Source organism: Geobacillus thermocatenulatus (assembly GCF_002217655.1).
Taxonomy (GTDB): Bacteria; Bacillota; Bacilli; order Bacillales; family Anoxybacillaceae; genus Geobacillus; species Geobacillus thermocatenulatus.
In genome coordinates this window covers 541,147-561,085 of sequence record NZ_NEWK01000002.1, presented here as the reverse complement: position 1 = coordinate 561,085, position 19,939 = coordinate 541,147, and the positions used below count along the sequence as shown (strand labels likewise).

Here is a 19,939-nt window from a genome sequence, read left to right as displayed (position 1 = left end):
GAACGATGCTAAAGTTTATTTTGCGCCGAATCTTGATCATGATTCCGCAGCTGTTTTTGTTAAGCGTCCTCATTTTCCTGCTGGCGAAAGCAATGCCAGGTGATGCGCTGACCGGCCAGTTGGCGGCCAATCCGAAAATGGATCCGCAAACGCTTGAAGAAATGAGGGAAAAGCTCGGTCTTAACGATCCGGTACATATTCAGTATATCCGTTGGGTGAAAAACATGCTGCAAGGCGACCTTGGTTTGTCTTACACCCACCAGCAGCCGGTGACCGACTTGCTGGCTGGAAGAGTGGGGAATACCGTGCTGCTGTCGGCGGCTATTTTAGTGTTGACTTATCTTATCGCCATTCCGCTCGGCATTGTATCAGGGCGATGGACGGACACATGGGCTGACAAGCTGATCGTCGGCTACAGCTATATCGGTTATGCGACGCCGCTGTTTATCTTTGCGCTGATCATGCTGTTTGTATTCGGTTTTCATCTCGGCTGGTTTCCGACCGGGGGGAGCGTGGACATTCAAGTTGAAGAAGGAACGCTTGCCTACTATTTAAGCAAGTTGAATCATCTCATGCTTCCGGCTTTATCGGGCGCGCTCATCAACACAGTCGGCATTATTCAATATTTGCGAAGCGAAATCATTGATACGAAAGTGAAAGATTTCGTGAAAACAGCGCGCGCCAAGGGCGTTCCAGAACGCCAGATTTACTGGCGGCATATTTTGCGCAATTCGTTTTTGCCGATCGCAGCGTTTTTAGGCTATGAAATTACGGGTCTCATCGGCGGTTCCGTGTTTTTAGAGTCCATTTACAGTTATCCAGGGCTTGGACAGCTGTTTTTGCAGTCGATTATGCAGCGCGACTACAGCGTCGTAACGGCGCTTGTGATGATTTCCGGGGTGGCGACGCTTGTGGGGACCTTGCTTTCTGACATTATTTTAAGTGCGGTCGATCCGCGTATTCGCATTGAGTAAGGGAGGGGCGTAGAATATGAAAATTGAGGTGAACCGTCCTGCTCCAGTTGAAATAGCCGCTGAGAAAAGCCCTTCCGCTCTTTCGATTATGTGGCGGGAGCTCGTCCGCGATCGGTTGGCTCTTGTTTCGCTCATTATATTGTCTGTCATTTTGCTGATTGTCTACGGCGCTTCCATTTTTTTAGATCAAGAGGAAATTGTAAAGGTAGACTTTTTGGCTATTTATTCACCGCCATCGGCGGAACATTGGCTTGGCACCGATTATGGCGGACGCGATGTGTTCGGCCAGCTGATCATTGGAGCCCGCAATTCCTTTACGATCGGCCTGGCGATTACGCTGATCACAGGCGCGATCGGCCTTGTGGTAGGGCTTGTGGCCGGCTATTTCGGCGGCTGGATCGACAATGTCATCATGCGCATCATCGATTTTATTCTCGTCTTGCCGTTTTTAATGCTGGTGATCGTCTTTGTGGCCATCGTCCCGAAATACAATGTGGCGACGTTCATTTTAATTATGAGCGCGTTTTTATGGACGGGCAAAGCCCGGCTCATTCGCGCCAAGACGCTTGCTGAGCGGGAATTGGACTATGTCAGCGCATCCAAGACGCTTGGGACGCCGGATTGGAAAATCATTTTGTTTCAAATTTTGCCAAACTTAAGCTCCATTATCATCGTCAATTTGACGTTGAACTTAGCCGGCAACATCGGCATTGAGTCAGGTCTTACATACCTGGGGTTCGGGCTGCCGGAAAGCACGCCAAGCCTTGGAACGCTGGTCAGCTATGCGACCAATCCCGATGTGCTGCAAAACAAATGGTGGGTATGGCTGCCTGCATCATTACTCATTTTGGTGATGATGCTGTGCATAAATTTCATCGGCCAAGCGTTGAAACGCGCGGCTGATGCAAGACAACGATTAGGATAAAGGGGGAGAAAAACAGTGAAGCGAAAGTGGATGGCGGCGCTCGCCGCGCTCCTGCTCGTGCTGGCTGGGTGCACGGGCAAGTCGGAAACGACTGGCGGAAACAGCAACAAGGAAAAACCAGCAGCGCAAAAAGAAGACATCAGCAAATTCCCGATGACCGTGAAAAACGACGGGAAAATCATCGATGGGGGGGTGCTGAAGTACGGGCTTGTCTCCGATACTCCTTTTGAAGGGACGCTCAACCGCGCGTTTTATACAGGCGCGCCTGATGCTGAAGTTATGCAATTTTTTGATGAGTCTCTTTTCCGCACAAATGGTGACTATGAAATCACCAACGATGGAGCCGCGACATATGAACTATCGAAAGACAAAAAGACGATGACGATTCGCATCAAGGACAACGTCAACTGGCATGACGGCCAGCCAGTGACGGCCGAAGACTTAGAATACGCATACTTGGTCATTGGGCATAAAGATTACACAGGTGTTCGCTATGGGGATGCGCTTATTCAAGACATTGTCGGCATGGATGAGTACCATAGCGGCAAAACTGATAAAATCGCTGGCATTAAAGTGATTGACAAAAAGACGATGACGATCACATGGAAGCATGCAAATCCGTCTGTGTTAACCGGCATTTGGGCGTACCCGCTGCCGAAGCATTATTTGAAAGACGTGCCGATCAAACAGTTGGCGCAGTCGGATAAAATTCGAAAAAATCCAATCGGGTTTGGCCCGTTTAAAGTGAAGAAAATCGTTCCAGGCGAATCGGTCGAATTCGTCCGCAACGACGATTATTGGGCGGGCAAACCGAACTTGGATGGCGTCATTGTGAAAGTCGTCAGCCCGAAAGTGGTATTGCAAGCATTGAAAAAAGGGGACATCGACGTCGCCGATTTTCCAGCCGACCAATACGTGAATGCAAAAGGGACGAAAAACTTGCAATTCATCGGCAGGATCGACTTGGCCTACAACTATATCGGCTTTAAACTCGGCCATTGGGATGCGAAAAAGCAAGAAAATGTGATGGACAATCCGAAATTCCAGAACAAAAAGCTGCGCCAAGCCATGGCGTACGCCATCAACAACCAAGAAGTGGCTGATCGCTTGTACCACGGCTTGCGCTTCCCGGCGACCACGCTGATCCCGCCGTCGTTCCCGGGATACCATGACAGCTCAATCAAAGGGTACACGTATAATCCGGAAAAAGCAAAACAGTTGCTTGATGAGGCCGGCTATAAAGATGTGGATGGCGACGGCTTGCGCGAAGATCCGAACGGCAAAAAGTTTACGATCAACTTTTTGGCGATGAGCGGCGGCGATATTGCCGAGCCGTTGGCGAAGTTTTACATGCAATGCTGGAAAAACGTTGGCTTGGATGTCCAATTGGTGGACGGCCGTCTGGCGGAGTTCAACTCGTTCTATGACATGGTTGAAAAAGATGACCCGAAAGTGGATGTTTACGCTGCTGCCTGGGCAACAGGAACGGACGTTGACCCGTACGGCCTGTACGGCCGCAACGTCATGTTCAACTACTCCCGCTGGGTGAACGAGAAAAACGACGAGCTGCTCGAAAAGGGCCATTCCGAGCAGGCGTTTGATAAAGAATACCGCAGAAAAATTTACAGCGAGTGGCAAAAGTTGATGACTGAAGAAGTGCCGGTTATTCCGACATTGTATCGCTTTGGTGTTGTAGCAGTCAACAATCGCGTCGCCAACTTTACGGTTGACCCGAGCTCGAAGCTGACGTGGAAAGATGTCGGCGTCACGTCCGAGCAGCCAGAAGTGGCGGAATAAACAAAAAAGCGATTGCTTCTATGGGATTCGATATGGTAACATGAAAGACAAATGATCATATGGCTTATCAAGAGTGGGCGAGAGAACGGGCTTGATGACCCCACAGCAACCTGCCGCCGGCAAGGTGCTAACACCCGCAAAGCGGTTTCGCTTTGGATGATAAGAACGGCTGCCCCCTTTCGCATCATTCCGAGGCGGAAGGGGGTTTTTGTCGATGGGGGTGAAGCGGGAAACCGTGGAGAGGGACGCTTCCATCCGAGCTTGCATGGCCGCTCATCTCCGTGCCGCGGCGTTCGCCGTTCATGTCATGCGCTGCGTGCAGGCGGAGCTGATTCGGTTTGATCCCAAGGCGGCGGTGCATGTCGACCGCGGGGGGAAGTATATTCATTTGTATGGGGAAGCGCAGGGAACGGCGTTTTCTATTCTGCTGACCGACAGCGAGGCAGATGCATGGAAGGCGGACGGACCGTACGCCCTTGATCGCTACATATGGGCCGAACTTGCCAAAAAAGGGATTCGACCGATGCAATGAACGCCGTACTTGCAGACGGTGTTTTCCACTTCATGACAGAAAGGGAGACGCAACAGATGGCAGTCAAAAAATTTGAGCATGTCGGCATTCAAGTAAAAGACATCGAGGCATCAAAGGCATTTTACCAAAACGTCGTCGGCCTGGAGCTGCTTAATGAAATGATTCATACGAACGGAACAATGAAACTGGCGTTTTTAGGGATTGACGGCTCGATCATCGTCGAGCTGATCGAAGGATACAACCCGAACTTGCCGACGGAAGGAAAAGTGCACCACGTGGCGTTTACGGTCGAAGGCATCGAGCAGGAAAAAGAACGGCTTCAGTCGCTCGGCGTCCCGCTAGTGTGGGATGAAATTACAACGCTCCCAAACGGGGCGAAATACTTATTTTTCCTTGGCCCGGACGGCGAATGGATCGAGTTTTACGAGCCGGCGCAATGAACGAAGGGGGAGGCGGCCATAACCGATGGCCGCCTTTTGCCATGCAGGAAGGAAAATAGGGGGTGCACCCCGTATATATAAAAGGAGAGAGGAGGGAAAATGGATGGAGCCGCAAGTCATTCGCGCCATTCAAGACGACTACCCGGATGAATTCGCCTGGTGCTACGGCTGCGGACGGCTGAATGAGCAAGGCCATCATTTCCGCACCGGCTGGGACGGGGACAAAACGGTGACCGTCTACACGCCGCGCCCGGAACATACGGCGATCCCCGGGTTTGTGTACGGCGGGCTGATCGCCTCGCTCATCGACTGCCATGGCACCGGGTCGGCGGCGCTCGCCTTGCATCGGAAAAACGGCCATGAGCCGGGAAGCTGGGAAACGCCGCCGCGCTTTGTCACCGCGTCGCTTCATGTCGACTTTGTCAAGCCGACGCCGCATGGCGTGCCGCTTGTCGCCGTCGGAACGGTGACGGAGATTCACCCGAAAAAATGGCAAGTGGACACCGAGGTGTTCGCCAACGGTGAACTGTGCGCCCGCGGTCAAGTCGTCGCGGTCGTCATGCCGAAAACGTTTGTCCAGGGATGACAAGCAAACGAAAAGCGCCGGAGGGCGGCTGTTTTTGACAGCGCTTTCTCCGGCGCTTTGCTCGTTGCGCTCGATCCCGCTTGGGAAAAAGCGGACATCTTCACAAGTGACATGTCCATCCTTGGATGGCGGGGCGAAACAGGTTGCTGATCGAACGCTTCTAGGCATGGCTGCTGCCAACAGCCCGATTCAGTTGGACCGGTTTGGCGTCTGCCTCGGCGCCAGCGTTGCACCCCCCCTTCCATGACCGAAAGCGCTTTTTTACGGTTTATCCATAATCAGCACCGAGGAGGTCGCGCTCGCCACTTCTTTGCCGTCTTGCCGGACGACGGCAGTCACGTAGGCGACAGTTTTCCCGAACTTTTCCACTCTTGCTTCGATTTCAGCTTCCCCTGCCGCCGCGGGGCGGTGAAACGTCGTCTGCAAGTTGATGGAGGCGAGCAGTTGGTCATCGCGAAGCAAGGTGGTCACCGCATACGCCATGAGAATGTCCGCCGCCGCTCCGACGAACCCGCCCATAATCACCCCGTTGCCGTTGAGAAGCGATTCATGGATCGTCCATACCCCCTTCGCATAGCCGTCCCGTGCTTCCGCCAGGCGGACGCCGAGCGTCTCGTCGCACGGCGGCGGCGCGCTTTTTCCGGCAATGACGTCATGCAAGTTGGTAATTGGCTTCATCTCGAACATCCTTTCTGTCGTCCATTGCGTTTCCATGAAAATGGGGTCATTTTCATGCCCGGATGGAGGGCAAAACGCCGCTCGTGGATCGTTTCGGTGAACATCATGGATCCTAAAGCAGCGATTTTCATCGGGTGGTGAGCGAAATGAGCTCATGGATGTTTTATTCGCCAAACGGCGGCGATTTCCTCTTTTTCGTGCGCAAGGGAGGAGTACGGCAAAGCGGCGGCGAAAGAAACAAACAGCGGATGATGGAAAGGAGAGGGTCTTATGTATCAACCGCCAGACGCCGGCCGTTGGACCGGGCGGGTTGACAGCGTGAGCGATGAACGGGCGTTTCGCCTTCATCAGCGCATTCGCCTGCTCGACTTGTCCCAACCATTGGAGACAGCGGCAGAACGGGCGGCCGCGTTCATCGGGTTTGCGTGCGACGAAGGCGTGCGCCGCAACCAAGGACGCCAAGGGGCGAAAGAGGCGCCTGCCGCCGTCAAAGCCGCGCTCGCCCGCCTGCCTTGGCATCTTCCGGAAGGGGCCGCAGCGTACGATGCAGGCGATGTCGTTTGCGTGGACGGACATCTCGAACAGAGCCAAGCCGAGCTCGGAATAGCCATCGCCCGCCTCCTGCAACACAACATGGCTCCTATCGTGATCGGCGGCGGCCATGAGACGGCATATGGGCATTACTTGGGCGTCCGGGAAGCGCTTGGGACGGATGCCCGCCTTGGCATCCTCAACATCGATGCCCATTTCGACTTGCGGCCGTATGATGACGGGCCGACATCCGGGACGATGTTTCGGCAAATATTGGATCAAGACGATCGAGTGAGCTACTTCTGCCTTGGCATTCAGCGGCTCGGCAATACGGCGGCGCTGTTTGCGGACGCCGAGACGTATCGGTGCCGGTACATGCTGGAAGACGAGCTGACCGCAGGGTCGATCGAGGCTGCCTATGAACAAATTGAGAAATTTGCCGCCGATCATGATGCGGTGATGCTCACCATTTGCATGGACGCCATCAGCGCGGCCGCCGCGCCGGGGGTGAGCGCGCCGTCGCCGTTTGGGCTCGCCCCGTCTCTGGCGCGCGCGCTCATCCGCCGAATCGTTTCCCATCCGAAAACGATCAGCGTCGACCTTTGCGAAGTCAATCCACTCTTGGATGAAGGCGGAAAAACGGTGGCGTTGGCGGCCGCCTTTTGCATGGAGGCGCTCCTTCATTTTCAACGCTTGCAGCCAAGGCGGTGAGAACGTGAAATTGGTCATTGCCGAACGGGATGACAAAGAACGGGAAGCGATCCGCTGGCTCGTGTCCGCGTATTCCTTGCCGATTGAGCGGGTGTATACGGCAGCCACCGTGGAGGAGATGATGGCCGTCTTGGAGAGGGAGACGCCGGAGCTGTTGTACGTCGAACTCGACATGATTCCGTATGAACGATGGCCGCAGGCGACCGCCCACGTCCGCTTGTTTTGCCAACGGGTGATTGCCGTAACGGCCGAGGCGACGTTCGCGCGGGCGAAACAAGCCATCGACTGGCAATGCATCGATTTGCTTGTCAAGCCGCTTGAGCCCGCCAGGCTGAAGCAGGCGCTGCGGGCGGCGGCGTCGCGTTCCCCGGGACGCCCAGGCTTGCCGACGGGGTTGGACGCTCATCACGACGATTACCGCTCCTTGTTTTGCGATTTTCCTTCCGCGGCCTCCGCGCATGTATGGCTTGTGCAGGCGGAACAGCCCGCTTTGTCCCAGGAAGTGATCCGTTTTTTGACGGATTACCCCTTTCGCGGACGAGCGCGCGTCTTGCCGCTTACCGAGATGGCGGTCTGCTTGCTGTTTGATTTGCCGGGAGACGGGAAGGAAGAGGCGTGGAAGCTGCTGCGCGATTGGGAGGAAGATCATCATGAGCCGCTCGCGGTGGTGGCGATGCCACCTGATGGCCGGAGGACGGTGCGCGCGCAATACCAGGCGGCCCGCCGGCTGCTCGAGACGACGTTTTTCATTGGCTATCGCCAAGTGATCGCTCCTGCTTCGGAATGCGAACAGTGGCGTGAGCTCGATCCATTTTTGACGCCCGAGGAGCAGCGGCAATGGATCGAAATGCTCGAGCGATTCGACCACGAAGCGGTGAAACGATGGCTGCAGCGCGAATTTTCCCATTGGGCGCCGCCGTTTCCGAGTCCGGAGATGGTGCGGACGCGGTTGACAAGCATTTTGGCGCAAATTCGCCGCTTTATGAAAACGTACCGCCTGGACCGCGGCGGAACCGAACGCGAATATATGCGCATCTTTCAAGAAATTTTGTATCATCCCGTCTTGTACCGCATCGTTCAAGAATTGATTTTATTTTTATATCGGTTGTTCCACGAGGCCAAGCAGGCCGCGGAAGACGCGCGCGTCGACCCTGTGGAGCGCGGCCTCCGCTATATGGAGGCGCATTTTCGCGATCCGTCGCTTACGCTTGAGCGGGTCGCGGCCGCTGCCGGGCGCAGCCCCGCGTATTTCAGCCATTTGTTGTCGAAAAAGCGGGGCGTGACGTTTCGCCAGTGGCTGACGAATCGGCGGCTTGAGGAAGCGAAGCGGCTGCTTCGGCAGACGGACTTGTCGATCAAAGAAATCGCCGAACAAACCGGATTTCGCACCGCCCATTATTTGACGCGCGTCTTTAAAGCCGAACTGAACGAAACGCCGACCGCCTACCGCGACGAACAACGGCTGAAACCGTCATCGCCGCGGTAGGCGGTTTTGTCTATGACAAAGCGCAGCCTTGACGGATCGCGAGAGGGGCGGCGTATGTTTCAAAAGAAATGGATCGATATCGAAAAAAATGAACAGTTAAAACGGAAATGAAATAGAAAATTCAAAAAAATGTGATCGTTTTCAAAAGAAGCGCGCCTATCTTCTCCTTCTTTGCTCCCTTACAATCAAAAGCAAAGAGGGAAAAGGGGAGGATGACGATGACGGAGAAACGAACGATTGAGCCGCTTGCGGGCACCGAGCGGCGGGCGAAAGGATGGATTCAAGAAGCGGCGCTGCGGATGCTGAACAACAATTTGCATCCCGATGTCGCCGAGCGGCCGGAGGAGTTGATCGTCTACGGCGGCATCGGCAAGGCGGCGCGCAACTGGGAATGCTACGAGGCGATTGTGGACACCCTCCTTCGTTTAGAAAACGATGAAACGCTGCTCATTCAATCCGGCAAGCCGGTGGCGGTGTTTCGCACGCATCCGGACGCCCCTCGCGTGCTGATCGCCAACTCCAACCTCGTGCCCGCATGGGCGACGTGGGACCATTTCCATGAGCTTGACAAAAAGGGGCTGATTATGTACGGACAAATGACGGCCGGAAGCTGGATTTACATCGGCAGCCAAGGGATCGTCCAAGGAACGTACGAAACGTTTGCTGAAGTGGCGCGCCAGCACTTTGGCGGCACGCTGGCCGGGACGATCACGCTAACCGCCGGCCTTGGCGGCATGGGCGGGGCGCAGCCGCTCGCCGTGACGATGAACGGCGGCGTTTGCCTCGCTGTCGAAATCGATCCGGCCCGCATTCAGCGCCGCCTTGATACGAAATATCTCGACACGATGACCGACCGCTTGGAGACGGCGCTTGCGATGGCGAAACAAGCGAAGGAAGAGAAAAAAGCGCTGTCGATCGGCCTTGTGGGCAATGCGGCCGAGGTGCTGCCGCGTCTTGTCGAAATGGGCTTTGTGCCGGACGTCTTGACCGATCAAACGTCCGCCCACGATCCGTTGAACGGCTACATCCCGGCTGGCCTTACGCTTGATGAGTCCGCCGAACTCAGGGCGCGTGACCCGAAGCAGTACGTCGCCCGCGCGAAACAGTCGATCGCCGCCCATGTGCGGGCGATGCTCGCGATGCAAAAGCAAGGAGCGGTGACGTTTGACTATGGCAACAACATCCGCCAAGTGGCGAAAGACGAAGGGGTCGAGGAGGCTTTCTCCTTCCCAGGCTTTGTGCCGGCTTACATCCGTCCACTCTTTTGCGAAGGAAAAGGTCCGTTCCGCTGGGTGGCGCTCTCGGGCGATCCGGAGGACATTTTCAAAACCGATGAAGTCATTTTGCGCGAATTCAGCGACAACGAGCGGCTTTGCCATTGGATTCGCATGGCGCAAAAACGCATTCAGTTCCAAGGGCTGCCGGCGCGCATTTGCTGGCTCGGCTACGGCGAGCGGGCGAAGTTCGGAAAAATCATCAATGACATGGTCGCCCGCGGTGAATTGAAGGCGCCGATCGTCATCGGGCGCGATCATTTGGATTCCGGCTCCGTCGCTTCGCCGAACCGGGAGACGGAAGGAATGAAAGACGGAAGCGACGCCATCGCCGACTGGCCGATTTTAAATGCGCTGTTGAATGCGGTTGGCGGCGCGAGCTGGGTGTCGGTTCACCACGGCGGCGGCGTCGGCATGGGCTACTCGATTCACGCCGGCATGGTCATCGTCGCTGATGGAACGAAAGAGGCAGAAAAGCGGCTGGAGCGGGTGTTGACGACCGACCCCGGGCTTGGCGTCGTCCGCCACGCCGACGCCGGCTATGAGCTCGCCATTCGGACGGCGAAAGAAAAAGGCATCGATATGCCGATGTTGAAATAGAAAGGAGAACCGCCTATGCGTCCGCTTTTTATCCGCCGCGCCCGCCAGCTTGTGACGCTGGCGGGAGGCTCCGCGGCTCCGCTCGTCAAGGAGAAGATGAGCAATCTCGGCATCATCGAAAACGGCAGCGTCTGGATCGAAAACGGAGTGATTGTGGCGGTCGGCCCAGACGATGAACTGGCCCGTCGGTTTGCCGATCGGTTTTCCGAGGCAGAGGTCATCGACGCCAAAGGCAAAACGGTCACCCCTGGCCTCATCGATCCCCACACCCATCTTGTGTACGCCGGCAGCCGCGAACACGAGTGGACGATGCGCCTTCATGGAGCGACGTACATGGAGATCATGAACGCCGGCGGCGGCATTCACGCGACGACGAAGGCGACGCGCGAAGCGTCGGAGGAAGCGCTGTATGACGAAAGCAAGCGGCGGCTTGACCAGTTTTTGCTTCATGGGGTCACGACCGTCGAGGCGAAAAGCGGCTACGGCTTAAGCCTTGAGCACGAAATCAAGCAGCTTAACGTCGCCAAGCGTCTCGATGACACCCACCCGGTCGATGTTGTCTCAACGTTTCTTGGCGCCCACGCCGTTCCGCCCGAATGGAAGCACGACCCGGACGGGTACGTCCGCCTGATCATCGATGAGATGATTCCCGAAGCGGCCCGCCTTGGGTTGGCCGAGTTCAACGACGTCTTTTGCGAGCGCGGCGTGTTTACGCCTGAACAAGCCCGCCTCATTTTGGAAGCAGGGAAAGCGCACGGCTTGACGCCGAAAATTCACGCTGATGAAATCGAACCGTACGGCGGGGCGGAACTGGCCGCCGAAGTCGGCGCCATCTCCGCCGACCACCTGCTTCGGGCGTCGGACGAAGGAATCCGCCGCATGGCCGATGGCGGCGTCATCGGCGTCCTTTTGCCAGGCACCGCCTTTTTCTTAATGACAAAAGCCGCTGACGCCCGCCGTCTGATCGACGCTGGAGTCCCCGTCGCTTTGGCGACCGACTGCAACCCTGGTTCGTCGCCGACCGTCTCGCTGCCGCTTGTCATGAGCCTAGCCTGCCTGCATATGCGCATGACCCCGGCCGAAGCCATCGCCGCCGCCACGATCAACGCCGCCCACGCCATCGGCCGTGCGCATCTCGTCGGCAGCCTCGAGCCGGGGAAGAAGGCGGATTTGGTCATGTTCAACGTTCCGAATTACGTGCAGATCATGTACCATTACGGAGTCAACCATGTTGAGACGGTGATCAAAGGCGGGGAGGTGGTGGTGAAAGAAGGCAAGGTGTGCATCTGAAGGGAGGAATCGTCTTTCGCCAAAGCGTTTGGCGACCGGAAGCGGCTATGCTTCCGGCCGCGCAAGTTGGGGTAAAAAGAACAATGGGGGTGGGGGAGAATGAAAACGGATACAAATATAGCGCCATCCGTGCCGACGCCCACGCCGGCCAGCGGGGTATGGAAGTTTTTCGTCTTTAGTGCCATCGGCATTTTCGTATTTTTCGTCCCGGTGTCCATCAGCGGCACATCATCGATTTTGCTCGATCATATTGTGACATGGATCCGCACCCAGTTTTCAGCACTTGTTCCTTATTATGCTCTGATCGTGATCGCTCTCGGTGCCATTTATCCATTTTATAAAAAAACGTGGAACAAAGATGCCGTAACAGTCGTTTTTTCGCTGCTGAAAGTTGTTGGGCTGATTACGGCGGTCATGTTGGTGTTTCGCATCGGTCCGTCATGGTTGTTTCAGCCGAATATGGGACCATTCTTATATGACAAGCTCGTCATTTCCGTCGGACTTCTTGTGCCGATTGGCTCCGTCTTTCTCGCCATGCTCGTTGGCTACGGGCTTTTAGAATTTGTCGGCGTATGGATGCAGCCGATCATGCGTCCGATTTGGAAAACGCCGGGCCGTTCGGCGATCGACGCCGTCGCCTCCTTTGTCGGCAGCTACTCGATCGGTCTATTGATCACCAATAAAGTGTTCAAAGAAGGCAAATACACCGTGAAAGAAGCAGCGATCATCGCTACCGGCTTTTCCACCGTATCGGTGACATTTATGATCGTTGTCGCGAAAACATTGGGGCTCATGCCAATCTGGAACACGTATTTTTGGGTGACATTTCTCGTGACGTTTGCCGTTACAGCGCTTACCGCTCGGCTTTGGCCGCTGAGCCGCATGAGCGACGAGTATTACGACGGCAAAGGAGATCCCGAACAAAAAGTGACGGGAAGCTATATGAAGCAAGCTTGGTCTGAGGCGATGAAAGCGGTAGGACAGTCAAAAGGGATTGGGACAAACATAGGGGAGAACTTGCGCGATGGCTTCATCATGACGATGGGCATTTTGCCTTCCATTATGTCAGTCGGACTGATCGGGCTGCTGCTCGCTGAATATACGCCGTTGTTTGACTGGTTGGGCTACCTGTTCTATCCATTCACCCTTCTGTTGCAAATCCCTGAACCGTTGTTGGCTGCGAAAGCTTCGGCCATTGAAATCGCGGAAATGTTTTTGCCCGCTTTGCTTGTCACCGAAGCTCCGCTTGTTACAAAATTCATTATTGCGGTCGTATCCGTCTCGGCGATCCTATTCTTTTCCGCTGTCATTCCATGCATTTTATCTACAGAAATTCCGCTCAGCTTGCCGAGGCTGCTGGTCATCTGGTTCGAACGCACCGTCTTGACGCTCATCCTCACCGCGCCGCTCGCATATTGGCTGCTTTGACGGGAGCGCGGCGCTTCGATGAAAACGGACATCGATGGGGTGGCTGCGATTTTCAGGTTCGCCGCCATTCCATCAACCCGATTGAGAAGTTTCAGCGCCATGAAAGCCTGTCCACCTCCGAGACAGGCTTTCACAGCGTTTCCCGCTGCTGCTTTAACAAATCGCGAATCTCTGTCAATAGCTCCTCCTCTTTCGTCAGCGTCGGCGCGGTTTCCTTCACCTCTTCCTGCTTTTTCACCCGTTCATACAGCGTGTTGATCAATTTCACAAACAGGAAAATCGAAAACGCGATGATCAAAAAGTCGACGACCGTTTGGATAAACGCCCCATATTTCACTTCCGCTTTGCCGACTTTCCACGACAGGCCGCTGAAATTGATGCCTCCCAACAATAAGCCGACGAGCGGCATGATAATGTCATTGACGAGCGAAGACACGATTTTGCCAAACGCTCCGCCTATGATGACCCCGACGGCCAAGTCGATGACATTGCCGCGGACGGCGAATTTTTTAAACTCGTTCCACATGCCGATCTCCTCCTTATTGAAACGATTCGTTTGCATTATACCCGATCAGTGGCAACATGGAAACTTTCTGATTTAATTCATAGAAAAACAATCTATTTTATAGTATTATAAAGTAAGCTAATGAACAAACAGCAAAGGAGGAAGTGCACCATGGAAATGACTGCACAACAAGATGTTCGCGCGAAACAAGCAGCGAACGCCCCGAAACATCCGACTGCGTGGATGATTGCGGTCTCCATCCTCATATTGATCGGTGGCACGTTGTTCTTATATAGCTTCGTTTCTTGGCAACAGGCGCTTTTGTACGTGCTGGGAGCGTTTGGTGGATTTGTATTGTACCAAGCGCATTTCGGTTTTACTTCTGCATGGCGCAAATTCATTTTATACCGCGAGGGGGAAGGAATCCGGGCGCAAATGATAATGTTGGCGGCAGCCAGCGCGTTGTTTTTGCCGCTGCTCGTGAAAGGCTCGGCGCTCGGGCACCCGGTGTCAGGGTATGTATTTGGCGTGGGAGTATCGGTCATCGTCGGTGCTTTTCTGTTTGGCATCGGCATGCAGCTTGGCGACGGCTGTGCGTCCGGGACGTTGTACCATATCGGTGGGGGCGATGCGAACGGCATCGTGACGCTCATCGGGTTCATCGCTGGCTCCGTCATTGCGACGACTCACTTTGACGTGTGGGCGAAGATGCCGCAATGGGAGCCGTTCTCGTTCATTGGCGAGTTCGGCCCCTTGGGAGGGTTTTTGTTTCAGTTGGTTTTGCTTGCGGTCGTCTACTATGCGGTGACGGTGATGGAAAAACGACGCCACGGCCAACTCGTGGCCGCGCCGCTTGAGAACCGTCATGGCTGGAAAGCGATTTACAAAGGGCCATGGCCGCTTCTGGTCGGGGCGTTGCTCTTGGCTGTAACGAACGCACTTGTGCTGATGATTAGCGGCAAGCCGTGGGGCATTACGTCCGCCTTCGCCCTTTGGGGAGCGAAGTTTGTGCAGCTGTTTGGCATCGACCCGACCGCTTGGGCGTACTGGCAAGATGAAGCGAAACGGCAGGCGCTCGCGAATCCCCTCTACTACGATACAACGACCGTAATGGACATCAGCTTGATGGTCGGCGCCTTGTTGGCGGCGGCGCTCGCGGGCCGCTATACAAAACCCATTCAGTGGAAGCGTCCGACGCGCATGACGATCGGCGCGCTGATCGGCGGGCTGATGATGGGATACGGCGCCCGGCTGGCTTTTGGCTGCAATATCGGTGCGTATTTCGGCGGCATTGCCTCGTTCAGCGCCCACGGCTGGGCGTGGTTTGTCTTTGCTTTCCTTGGCAGTCTGATCGGCGTCAAACTGCGTCCGTATTGTGCGTACAAAAACTAAACGTTCGAACATCGGCATCCCGTCATGTTGGCGGGGTGCTTTCGTTATGCCGTTTTTGCCAGGCGGTATGTGGTACAATGGGTGGTGAGGCTTCGAAGCGTGCAGCTGTCCGCTTTTTTGAAATCGTTTTCTCCGTTTGGAAAGTGGCGGGATCGCGCGGCTGCGATCATTGGAAGAGGAGGGAAAAGGCATGCGACAAGCGGCCTCGATCGTCTGCATCGGCGGGGCGAACGTCGACCGGAAAGCACGGTTGCTCACTCCGTTTCGGCTCGGCACGTCCCATCCCGTCGTCACGACGCAAACCGCGGGCGGGGTGGCGAGAAACGTGGCGGAAAACTTAGGGCGGTTTGGCCATACTGTTTCACTCGTCAGCACCGTTGGCGATGATCGCGATGGACAGTGGCTCATTGACGTGACGAGTCGATATGTCAATACGAGCTTCATCATGCGAACGTCAAAAGCGAACACCGGGACGTATACAGCGGTGCTCGATGAATGCGGCGAGATGGTTCTCGCCTTGGCGGATATGGTCATTTATGATACAGTGGGAAAAGAATGGATGAAGCAGCGATGGCCCGAACTCGGCCCGATTTCAGCCGTCGTGCTTGACACGAATTTCCCGAAGGCTGTCATTCGTTTGGTGATCGAACAATGTCGCCAAGAGGATATCCCGCTTTGTGTGGTGACCGTGTCGGCTCCAAAAGTGAAGCGATTGCCTAGCGATTTGTCTGGTGTAACGTGGCTTATCACGAATGAAGCGGAGGCGAAGGCATTTGTGGGAAGCGACGGGCATACGGACGACATCATGGAAGCGATCCTTCACGCCGGCACCAAGAACGTTGTCATCACGAGCGGCGCAAACGGCGTTGCGTACGCCGCCAAGCAAGGGGAAACAGGGACGCTCGCGGCGCCAAAGGTGGATGTCGTTGACGCCACCGGAGCGGGCGACGCCTTTGCGGCTGGATTTTTGCACGGCGTCCTCGGAGGCCGTGCGATCGAAGACGCCTGCCGCTTCGGGATGAGCAATGCGGTGCTTACGCTGCAAACGGCCGAAACGGTGCATCCCGCTTTGAATGAACACCTGTTGCAAGCCGCCTATGCGCGGTATTTTTGCGAAGGGAGAACGAAGTGATATGCATGATTTTCTCGTCTTTTCCGAAGAAGTCGCTCAAGCTAAAGCAGAACAAAAACCGATCGTCGCCTTGGAATCGACGATTATCTCGCACGGCATGCCGTATCCGGAAAACGTGCAAACGGCGAAAGCGGTTGAACAGATCATCCGCGACCGCGGCGCCGTGCCGGCGACGATCGCCATTTTAAACGGAAACATCAAAATCGGGTTGACCGAAGACGAACTTGAACAGTTAGGTACAAGCCGCGATATTGAAAAAGTGAGCCGCCGCGACTTGCCGTATGTCGTCGCAAAAAAGAAACACGGGGCGACGACCGTGGCGGGGACGATGATTTGCGCCCAGATGGCGGGCATCCGCGTGTTTGCGACCGGCGGCATCGGCGGCGTGCACCGCGGCGCCGAACAGACGATGGACATCTCGGCTGACTTGCAGGAACTCTCGCGCACCAACGTCGCGGTCGTCTGCGCAGGGGCGAAATCAATTTTGGATTTAGGCTTGACGCTTGAATACCTCGAGACGCACGGAGTTCCGGTCATCGGCTATCAGACGGACGTCCTGCCGGCGTTCTATTCGCGGACGAGCCCGTTTCGCGTCGACTATCGCCTCGACAGCGCAGAAGAAATCGCTCAGTTCATCGAAACGAAATGGGGGCTTGGGTTAAACGGCGGTGTTGTGATCGCCAATCCTGTCCCAAAAGAAGAGGAGCTCGAGGAGTCGTATATCACCGCCATCATCGAACAAGCGCTCAACGAAGCAGAAAAGCAGCACATCACCGGCAAAGCGGTCACCCCGTTTTTGCTTGACCGTGTGAAAACGTTAACCGCAGGCAAAAGCTTAAAAGCAAACATCGCCTTAGTGAAAAACAACGCCGCCTTGGCGGCCGACCTTGCCCGAGAGCTTTCTTGATGCGAACGCTCCCGCCTTGATGGGAGGGCGGGGGCGTGATGGCGGTGGAGGATTTATCGAGCGTGAAGCAAATGGCGGATTTTTCGATCGTGCTGGGCGATTTTGACGGAGTGGAAGTCGACTGTTTCTTGTGTTTCAACTGGTTCGACGCGGATGTGGCCGAGTTTCGCTTCGAGCCGTTCGAACCGTTCGTTCACGGTGCGCTCCAACTGGGCGATCTGCCGCTCAAACCGTCCGTCCATCTCCTCGATGCGTCCGTCCATTCCTTTCATACGTCCGTTCATTCCTTCCATGCGTTTGTCCATGTCTTCGATGCGCTTGTCCATGTCCTCAATACGTTTGTTCATCGTGTTCGTTTGTTCGCTCAACGCTTGGACTTGGCGTTGGAGCGAGTCGAATTTCTCATGGAGCGCTTCGAACTGCTTGCGCATATCGGACGCGTACAAATCAAGCACTTGCAAAATTTGCGCCAATATCGTTTTTTCTTCCATCTCCTTCACCTCCTTCCACTCTAGTATATCAAACAAGCGAGTTTGCGAGAAGGAACAGCAGTTTCAAATCTGGCGGGATTTCCTTTATGATGGATAAAGGAGGGGCGCTGCTATGGCTGAAATGATCACTCATTCATCTTTTGCCACTGACTGGCTGCCGATCACCATCGTTGCGGCCGCTGTCGCTGTCAGTGTTTTCATTGCTATTCTTATATGTAAAGTAGGGTTAAAAAGAAAATCGTGAACCCTTTAAGGGGCTAGCTGAACGTTGACACCCAGCCGATACTACGGGCGAAATCGGCAGCGGGAAAAGTAGAAAAGTGCTGCGAAAAGCAAGTACACGTACTTTGGCTAAAAAAACAGCCTGCCTTCGCGCATGGAAGCGAGGGGCGGGCTTGTTGCTTAACAAAGACTTAAACTTATCTAAAAACGTTTACAAATAGTGTACAATGCTTATTCCCAAAATGGTGAAGTTGATTGATGCCAACCCGATATGGTATGTTAAAAGAAAGGTTAATAAAAATTAACGTTAATATCGAATTATGGATCTATTTTGGTTAAGAATAATTAACATAAAGGGGTGCGATGATGGAGATTAAACAAACGATCGCGAAAAATCTAAATCGGGTCAAAAACGAGTTGGGGTTGAAGAATCAAGATTTAGCCGAATTGATGGGCGTGACGAGACAAACGATTGCCAAATATTTAAAAGGGGAACAAATTCCTGACAGTGCAAAATTATTTCTTCTGTCGCGACACTTGAATATCCCGATGAAGGATTTGATCGTTTCTTCAGATGATCAGCGTGAACCAATATCTTCTTTCATGTTTCGCGCGGATAACCCTAAAGAAAACTTTCGTCTGATTGATCAAAATCAAGTGAATCGGATCATGGATGATTATTATGAGCTGCTTGCCTCTTTTGGAGAGGCTAGTGTTGCTTATTTGCCCCCAACGTATAAAGTAAAGCTCGTTGATCATGAGTTAACGGAGGAGCATAAAACCATTATTCGACAAGCAGCGGAACAAACGAGGAAAATGTTTGGCCTTGATCATGTGATCCCAAGCGATATTTATGCGGTTTTAGAGCGCCATGGTATACATGTCATCGCGTTGAAAACGATTGATAAAAAAATTGATGGTTTATCGGCTTACTCCGAGGAAAAAGGAGCTTTTATTTTCCTTAATGATCACGACGAAATACCTGAGGAACGAAAACGGTTCAGCGTCATTCACGAACTTGGCCATCTTATTTTTCATCGCGAGGAGTACCGAAGTGATCTTAGCTCTCTTACTTACAGCAGCGCAAGAAGGGAAATCAATGAAAAAGTCGCCACGTTGTTTGCAAGCTACTTTCTTATTCCTCGCGAACAGTTGCGGGAATATGCCTATTATTTTAAACGATATGTTACCCTTGAAACGATTATGGAGCTTAAGCGCCAATTTTTTGTCAGTGCTGAAGCCTTCATGAGGGCCTTATTGGATGAACAATACATTTCCGGAAGGACGTACGGCCATTTGCGAAAAACGTTGCGGGAGCAAGGATATAAAGAACAAGAACCCGCTCCAATCGAGTATATTCCCAAAAACCGCAAACTGACCTATTTTGTGAAACAGGCGTATTTTGAGGGGAGCATTACGATTAACAAAGTATGCGAAATCCTTGGATGCGATTTGCGGACTGCTAGAGAAATGGTCAAGGGATGGTATAAGGAGCATGGATGTTCAGAAAATACGGGGGCTTTATAAAAAGAGAGCGGTGGTGGACAACAATGTGTTAAACGATTTTTATGAGTTGGACAGGATGGATTTACTGACGAGAGTGTTTGGCCGAGTGTGTGTTCCCGAAAGTATTTTGTGGAATGAGACTCCTGACGATATCCGGACGGCTTTGCGACAAATCGATTATGAAACGGTCTCTTTGCATACGGAAGAGGGATACGGGCTCATGTATCAGCTGCTGACAGAATGGACAGGTTTGAGCGAATATGATGCAGAACTGATTGCCATTGCCGGTCAAGATATGATTGTATGCACATCGAATGAAAAAAGGATCATCAATGCATGTGAAAGTTATGGCATCGAATATACGGGAACTTTAGGAATTTTATGTTGCGCGTATGAGCGTCGGTTGATCGGACGGGAAGAATTCAAGGGATTGATTGACCGGTTGTTTTCCGATGAGTGCAGCTGCCACTTGCATCCGAGGTTGAAGAACCAAATTTATAAACAGTATCATTTGCAAGATGTGTAGCCGTGT

At 53.9% G+C, this 19,939-nt stretch carries 21 protein-coding genes and 1 riboswitch; of the genes, 18 read left to right on the top strand and 3 right to left on the bottom strand.

The window, feature by feature from the left end:
• Positions 1–5 precede the first annotated feature (5 nt).
• The 7 genes from opp4B (at position 6) to B9L19_RS18740 (ending at position 5,501) form a co-directional block, all read left to right on the top strand.
• Entirely contained in the window at positions 6–974 is a 969-nt protein-coding gene (gene opp4B / locus B9L19_RS11645; RefSeq protein WP_025951192.1) for an oligopeptide ABC transporter permease, read from the top strand.
• A gap of 16 nt (positions 975–990) precedes the next feature.
• Positions 991–1,899 (top strand): ABC transporter permease, encoded by a 909-nt coding sequence (locus tag B9L19_RS11640; RefSeq protein ID WP_025951193.1) that lies wholly within the window; start codon positions 991–993, stop codon positions 1,897–1,899.
• A 15-nt stretch (positions 1,900–1,914) separates the two neighbouring features.
• A complete protein-coding gene (opp4A, locus tag B9L19_RS11635) occupies positions 1,915–3,696 on the top strand; it encodes an oligopeptide ABC transporter substrate-binding protein (RefSeq protein ID WP_025951194.1) in 1,782 nt (593 codons plus the stop codon).
• A gap of 61 nt (positions 3,697–3,757) precedes the next feature.
• Positions 3,758–3,862, top strand: a riboswitch (SAM riboswitch).
• Positions 3,863–3,910: 48 nt separating this feature from the next.
• A complete protein-coding gene (locus tag B9L19_RS11630; RefSeq protein WP_047753314.1) occupies positions 3,911–4,228 on the top strand; it encodes a hypothetical protein in 318 nt (105 codons plus the stop codon).
• Between the two features lie 56 nt (positions 4,229–4,284).
• Complete coding sequence (locus B9L19_RS11625; protein WP_047753313.1) at positions 4,285–4,668, top strand: VOC family protein; 384 nt, start codon at positions 4,285–4,287, stop codon at positions 4,666–4,668.
• 103 nt (positions 4,669–4,771) lie between these two features.
• Complete coding sequence (locus B9L19_RS11620; protein ID WP_047753312.1) at positions 4,772–5,254, top strand: PaaI family thioesterase; 483 nt, start codon at positions 4,772–4,774, stop codon at positions 5,252–5,254.
• 34 nt (positions 5,255–5,288) lie between these two features.
• Positions 5,289–5,501, top strand: a complete 213-nt coding sequence (locus tag B9L19_RS18740; protein WP_128733430.1) for a hypothetical protein — start codon at positions 5,289–5,291, stop codon at positions 5,499–5,501.
• Positions 5,502–5,515: 14 nt separating this feature from the next.
• Here the strand turns inward: B9L19_RS18740 and B9L19_RS11615 are convergent, their stop codons facing one another.
• On the bottom strand, positions 5,516–5,932 hold the full coding sequence (locus B9L19_RS11615; RefSeq protein WP_025951197.1) for a PaaI family thioesterase: 417 nt from the start codon (positions 5,930–5,932) through the stop codon (positions 5,516–5,518).
• Positions 5,933–6,202: 270 nt separating this feature from the next.
• Here B9L19_RS11615 and hutG point away from each other — a divergent pair, with 270 nt between their 5' ends.
• The 5 genes from hutG (at position 6,203) to B9L19_RS11590 (ending at position 13,252) form a co-directional block, all read left to right on the top strand.
• Positions 6,203–7,174: a formimidoylglutamase gene (gene hutG / locus B9L19_RS11610; protein ID WP_025951198.1), complete on the top strand. Its 972-nt coding sequence runs from the start codon at positions 6,203–6,205 to the stop codon at positions 7,172–7,174.
• Between the two features lie 4 nt (positions 7,175–7,178).
• Complete coding sequence (locus tag B9L19_RS11605) at positions 7,179–8,660, top strand: response regulator transcription factor (protein ID WP_047753311.1); 1,482 nt, start codon at positions 7,179–7,181, stop codon at positions 8,658–8,660.
• Between the two features lie 218 nt (positions 8,661–8,878).
• Positions 8,879–10,534, top strand: a complete 1,656-nt coding sequence (hutU, locus tag B9L19_RS11600) for a urocanate hydratase (protein WP_425268982.1) — start codon at positions 8,879–8,881, stop codon at positions 10,532–10,534.
• Between the two features lie 15 nt (positions 10,535–10,549).
• Positions 10,550–11,824 (top strand): imidazolonepropionase, encoded by a 1,275-nt coding sequence (gene hutI / locus B9L19_RS11595; protein WP_025951201.1) that lies wholly within the window; start codon positions 10,550–10,552, stop codon positions 11,822–11,824.
• A 99-nt stretch (positions 11,825–11,923) separates the two neighbouring features.
• Positions 11,924–13,252 carry a YjiH family protein gene (locus tag B9L19_RS11590; protein ID WP_047753307.1) on the top strand — a complete coding sequence of 443 codons (1,329 nt, stop codon included), beginning with the start codon at positions 11,924–11,926 and terminating at the stop codon, positions 13,250–13,252.
• A gap of 130 nt (positions 13,253–13,382) precedes the next feature.
• On the opposite strand, the gene mscL is transcribed toward B9L19_RS11590, so the two are convergent.
• Entirely contained in the window at positions 13,383–13,778 is a 396-nt protein-coding gene (gene mscL / locus B9L19_RS11585; RefSeq protein WP_015374498.1) for a large conductance mechanosensitive channel protein MscL, read from the bottom strand.
• Between the two features lie 150 nt (positions 13,779–13,928).
• Here mscL and B9L19_RS11580 point away from each other — a divergent pair, with 150 nt between their 5' ends.
• The 3 genes from B9L19_RS11580 to B9L19_RS11570 all read left to right on the top strand — a co-directional run bounded on the left by B9L19_RS11580 (position 13,929) and on the right by B9L19_RS11570 (position 17,188).
• Complete coding sequence (locus B9L19_RS11580; protein ID WP_047753306.1) at positions 13,929–15,149, top strand: YeeE/YedE family protein; 1,221 nt, start codon at positions 13,929–13,931, stop codon at positions 15,147–15,149.
• 190 nt (positions 15,150–15,339) lie between these two features.
• Positions 15,340–16,281 carry a carbohydrate kinase family protein gene (locus B9L19_RS11575; protein WP_047753305.1) on the top strand — a complete coding sequence of 314 codons (942 nt, stop codon included), beginning with the start codon at positions 15,340–15,342 and terminating at the stop codon, positions 16,279–16,281.
• Position 16,282: 1 nt separating this feature from the next.
• Complete coding sequence (locus B9L19_RS11570) at positions 16,283–17,188, top strand: pseudouridine-5'-phosphate glycosidase (protein WP_047753304.1); 906 nt, start codon at positions 16,283–16,285, stop codon at positions 17,186–17,188.
• A 53-nt stretch (positions 17,189–17,241) separates the two neighbouring features.
• Here B9L19_RS11570 and B9L19_RS11565 read toward each other — a convergent pair whose 3' ends face one another.
• Positions 17,242–17,679 carry a hypothetical protein gene (locus B9L19_RS11565; protein WP_025951206.1) on the bottom strand — a complete coding sequence of 146 codons (438 nt, stop codon included), beginning with the start codon at positions 17,677–17,679 and terminating at the stop codon, positions 17,242–17,244.
• Between the two features lie 112 nt (positions 17,680–17,791).
• Between B9L19_RS11565 and B9L19_RS19595 the strand changes: the two genes are divergently transcribed.
• The 3 genes from B9L19_RS19595 (at position 17,792) to B9L19_RS11555 (ending at position 19,933) form a co-directional block, all read left to right on the top strand.
• Positions 17,792–17,923: a hypothetical protein gene (locus B9L19_RS19595; protein WP_256363781.1), complete on the top strand. Its 132-nt coding sequence runs from the start codon at positions 17,792–17,794 to the stop codon at positions 17,921–17,923.
• Positions 17,924–18,267: 344 nt separating this feature from the next.
• Positions 18,268–19,428 carry a helix-turn-helix domain-containing protein gene (locus tag B9L19_RS11560; RefSeq protein WP_047753303.1) on the top strand — a complete coding sequence of 387 codons (1,161 nt, stop codon included), beginning with the start codon at positions 18,268–18,270 and terminating at the stop codon, positions 19,426–19,428.
• A gap of 13 nt (positions 19,429–19,441) precedes the next feature.
• On the top strand, positions 19,442–19,933 hold the full coding sequence (locus tag B9L19_RS11555; RefSeq protein WP_223810896.1) for a PIN domain-containing protein: 492 nt from the start codon (positions 19,442–19,444) through the stop codon (positions 19,931–19,933).
• Positions 19,934–19,939: the final 6 nt, after the last annotated feature.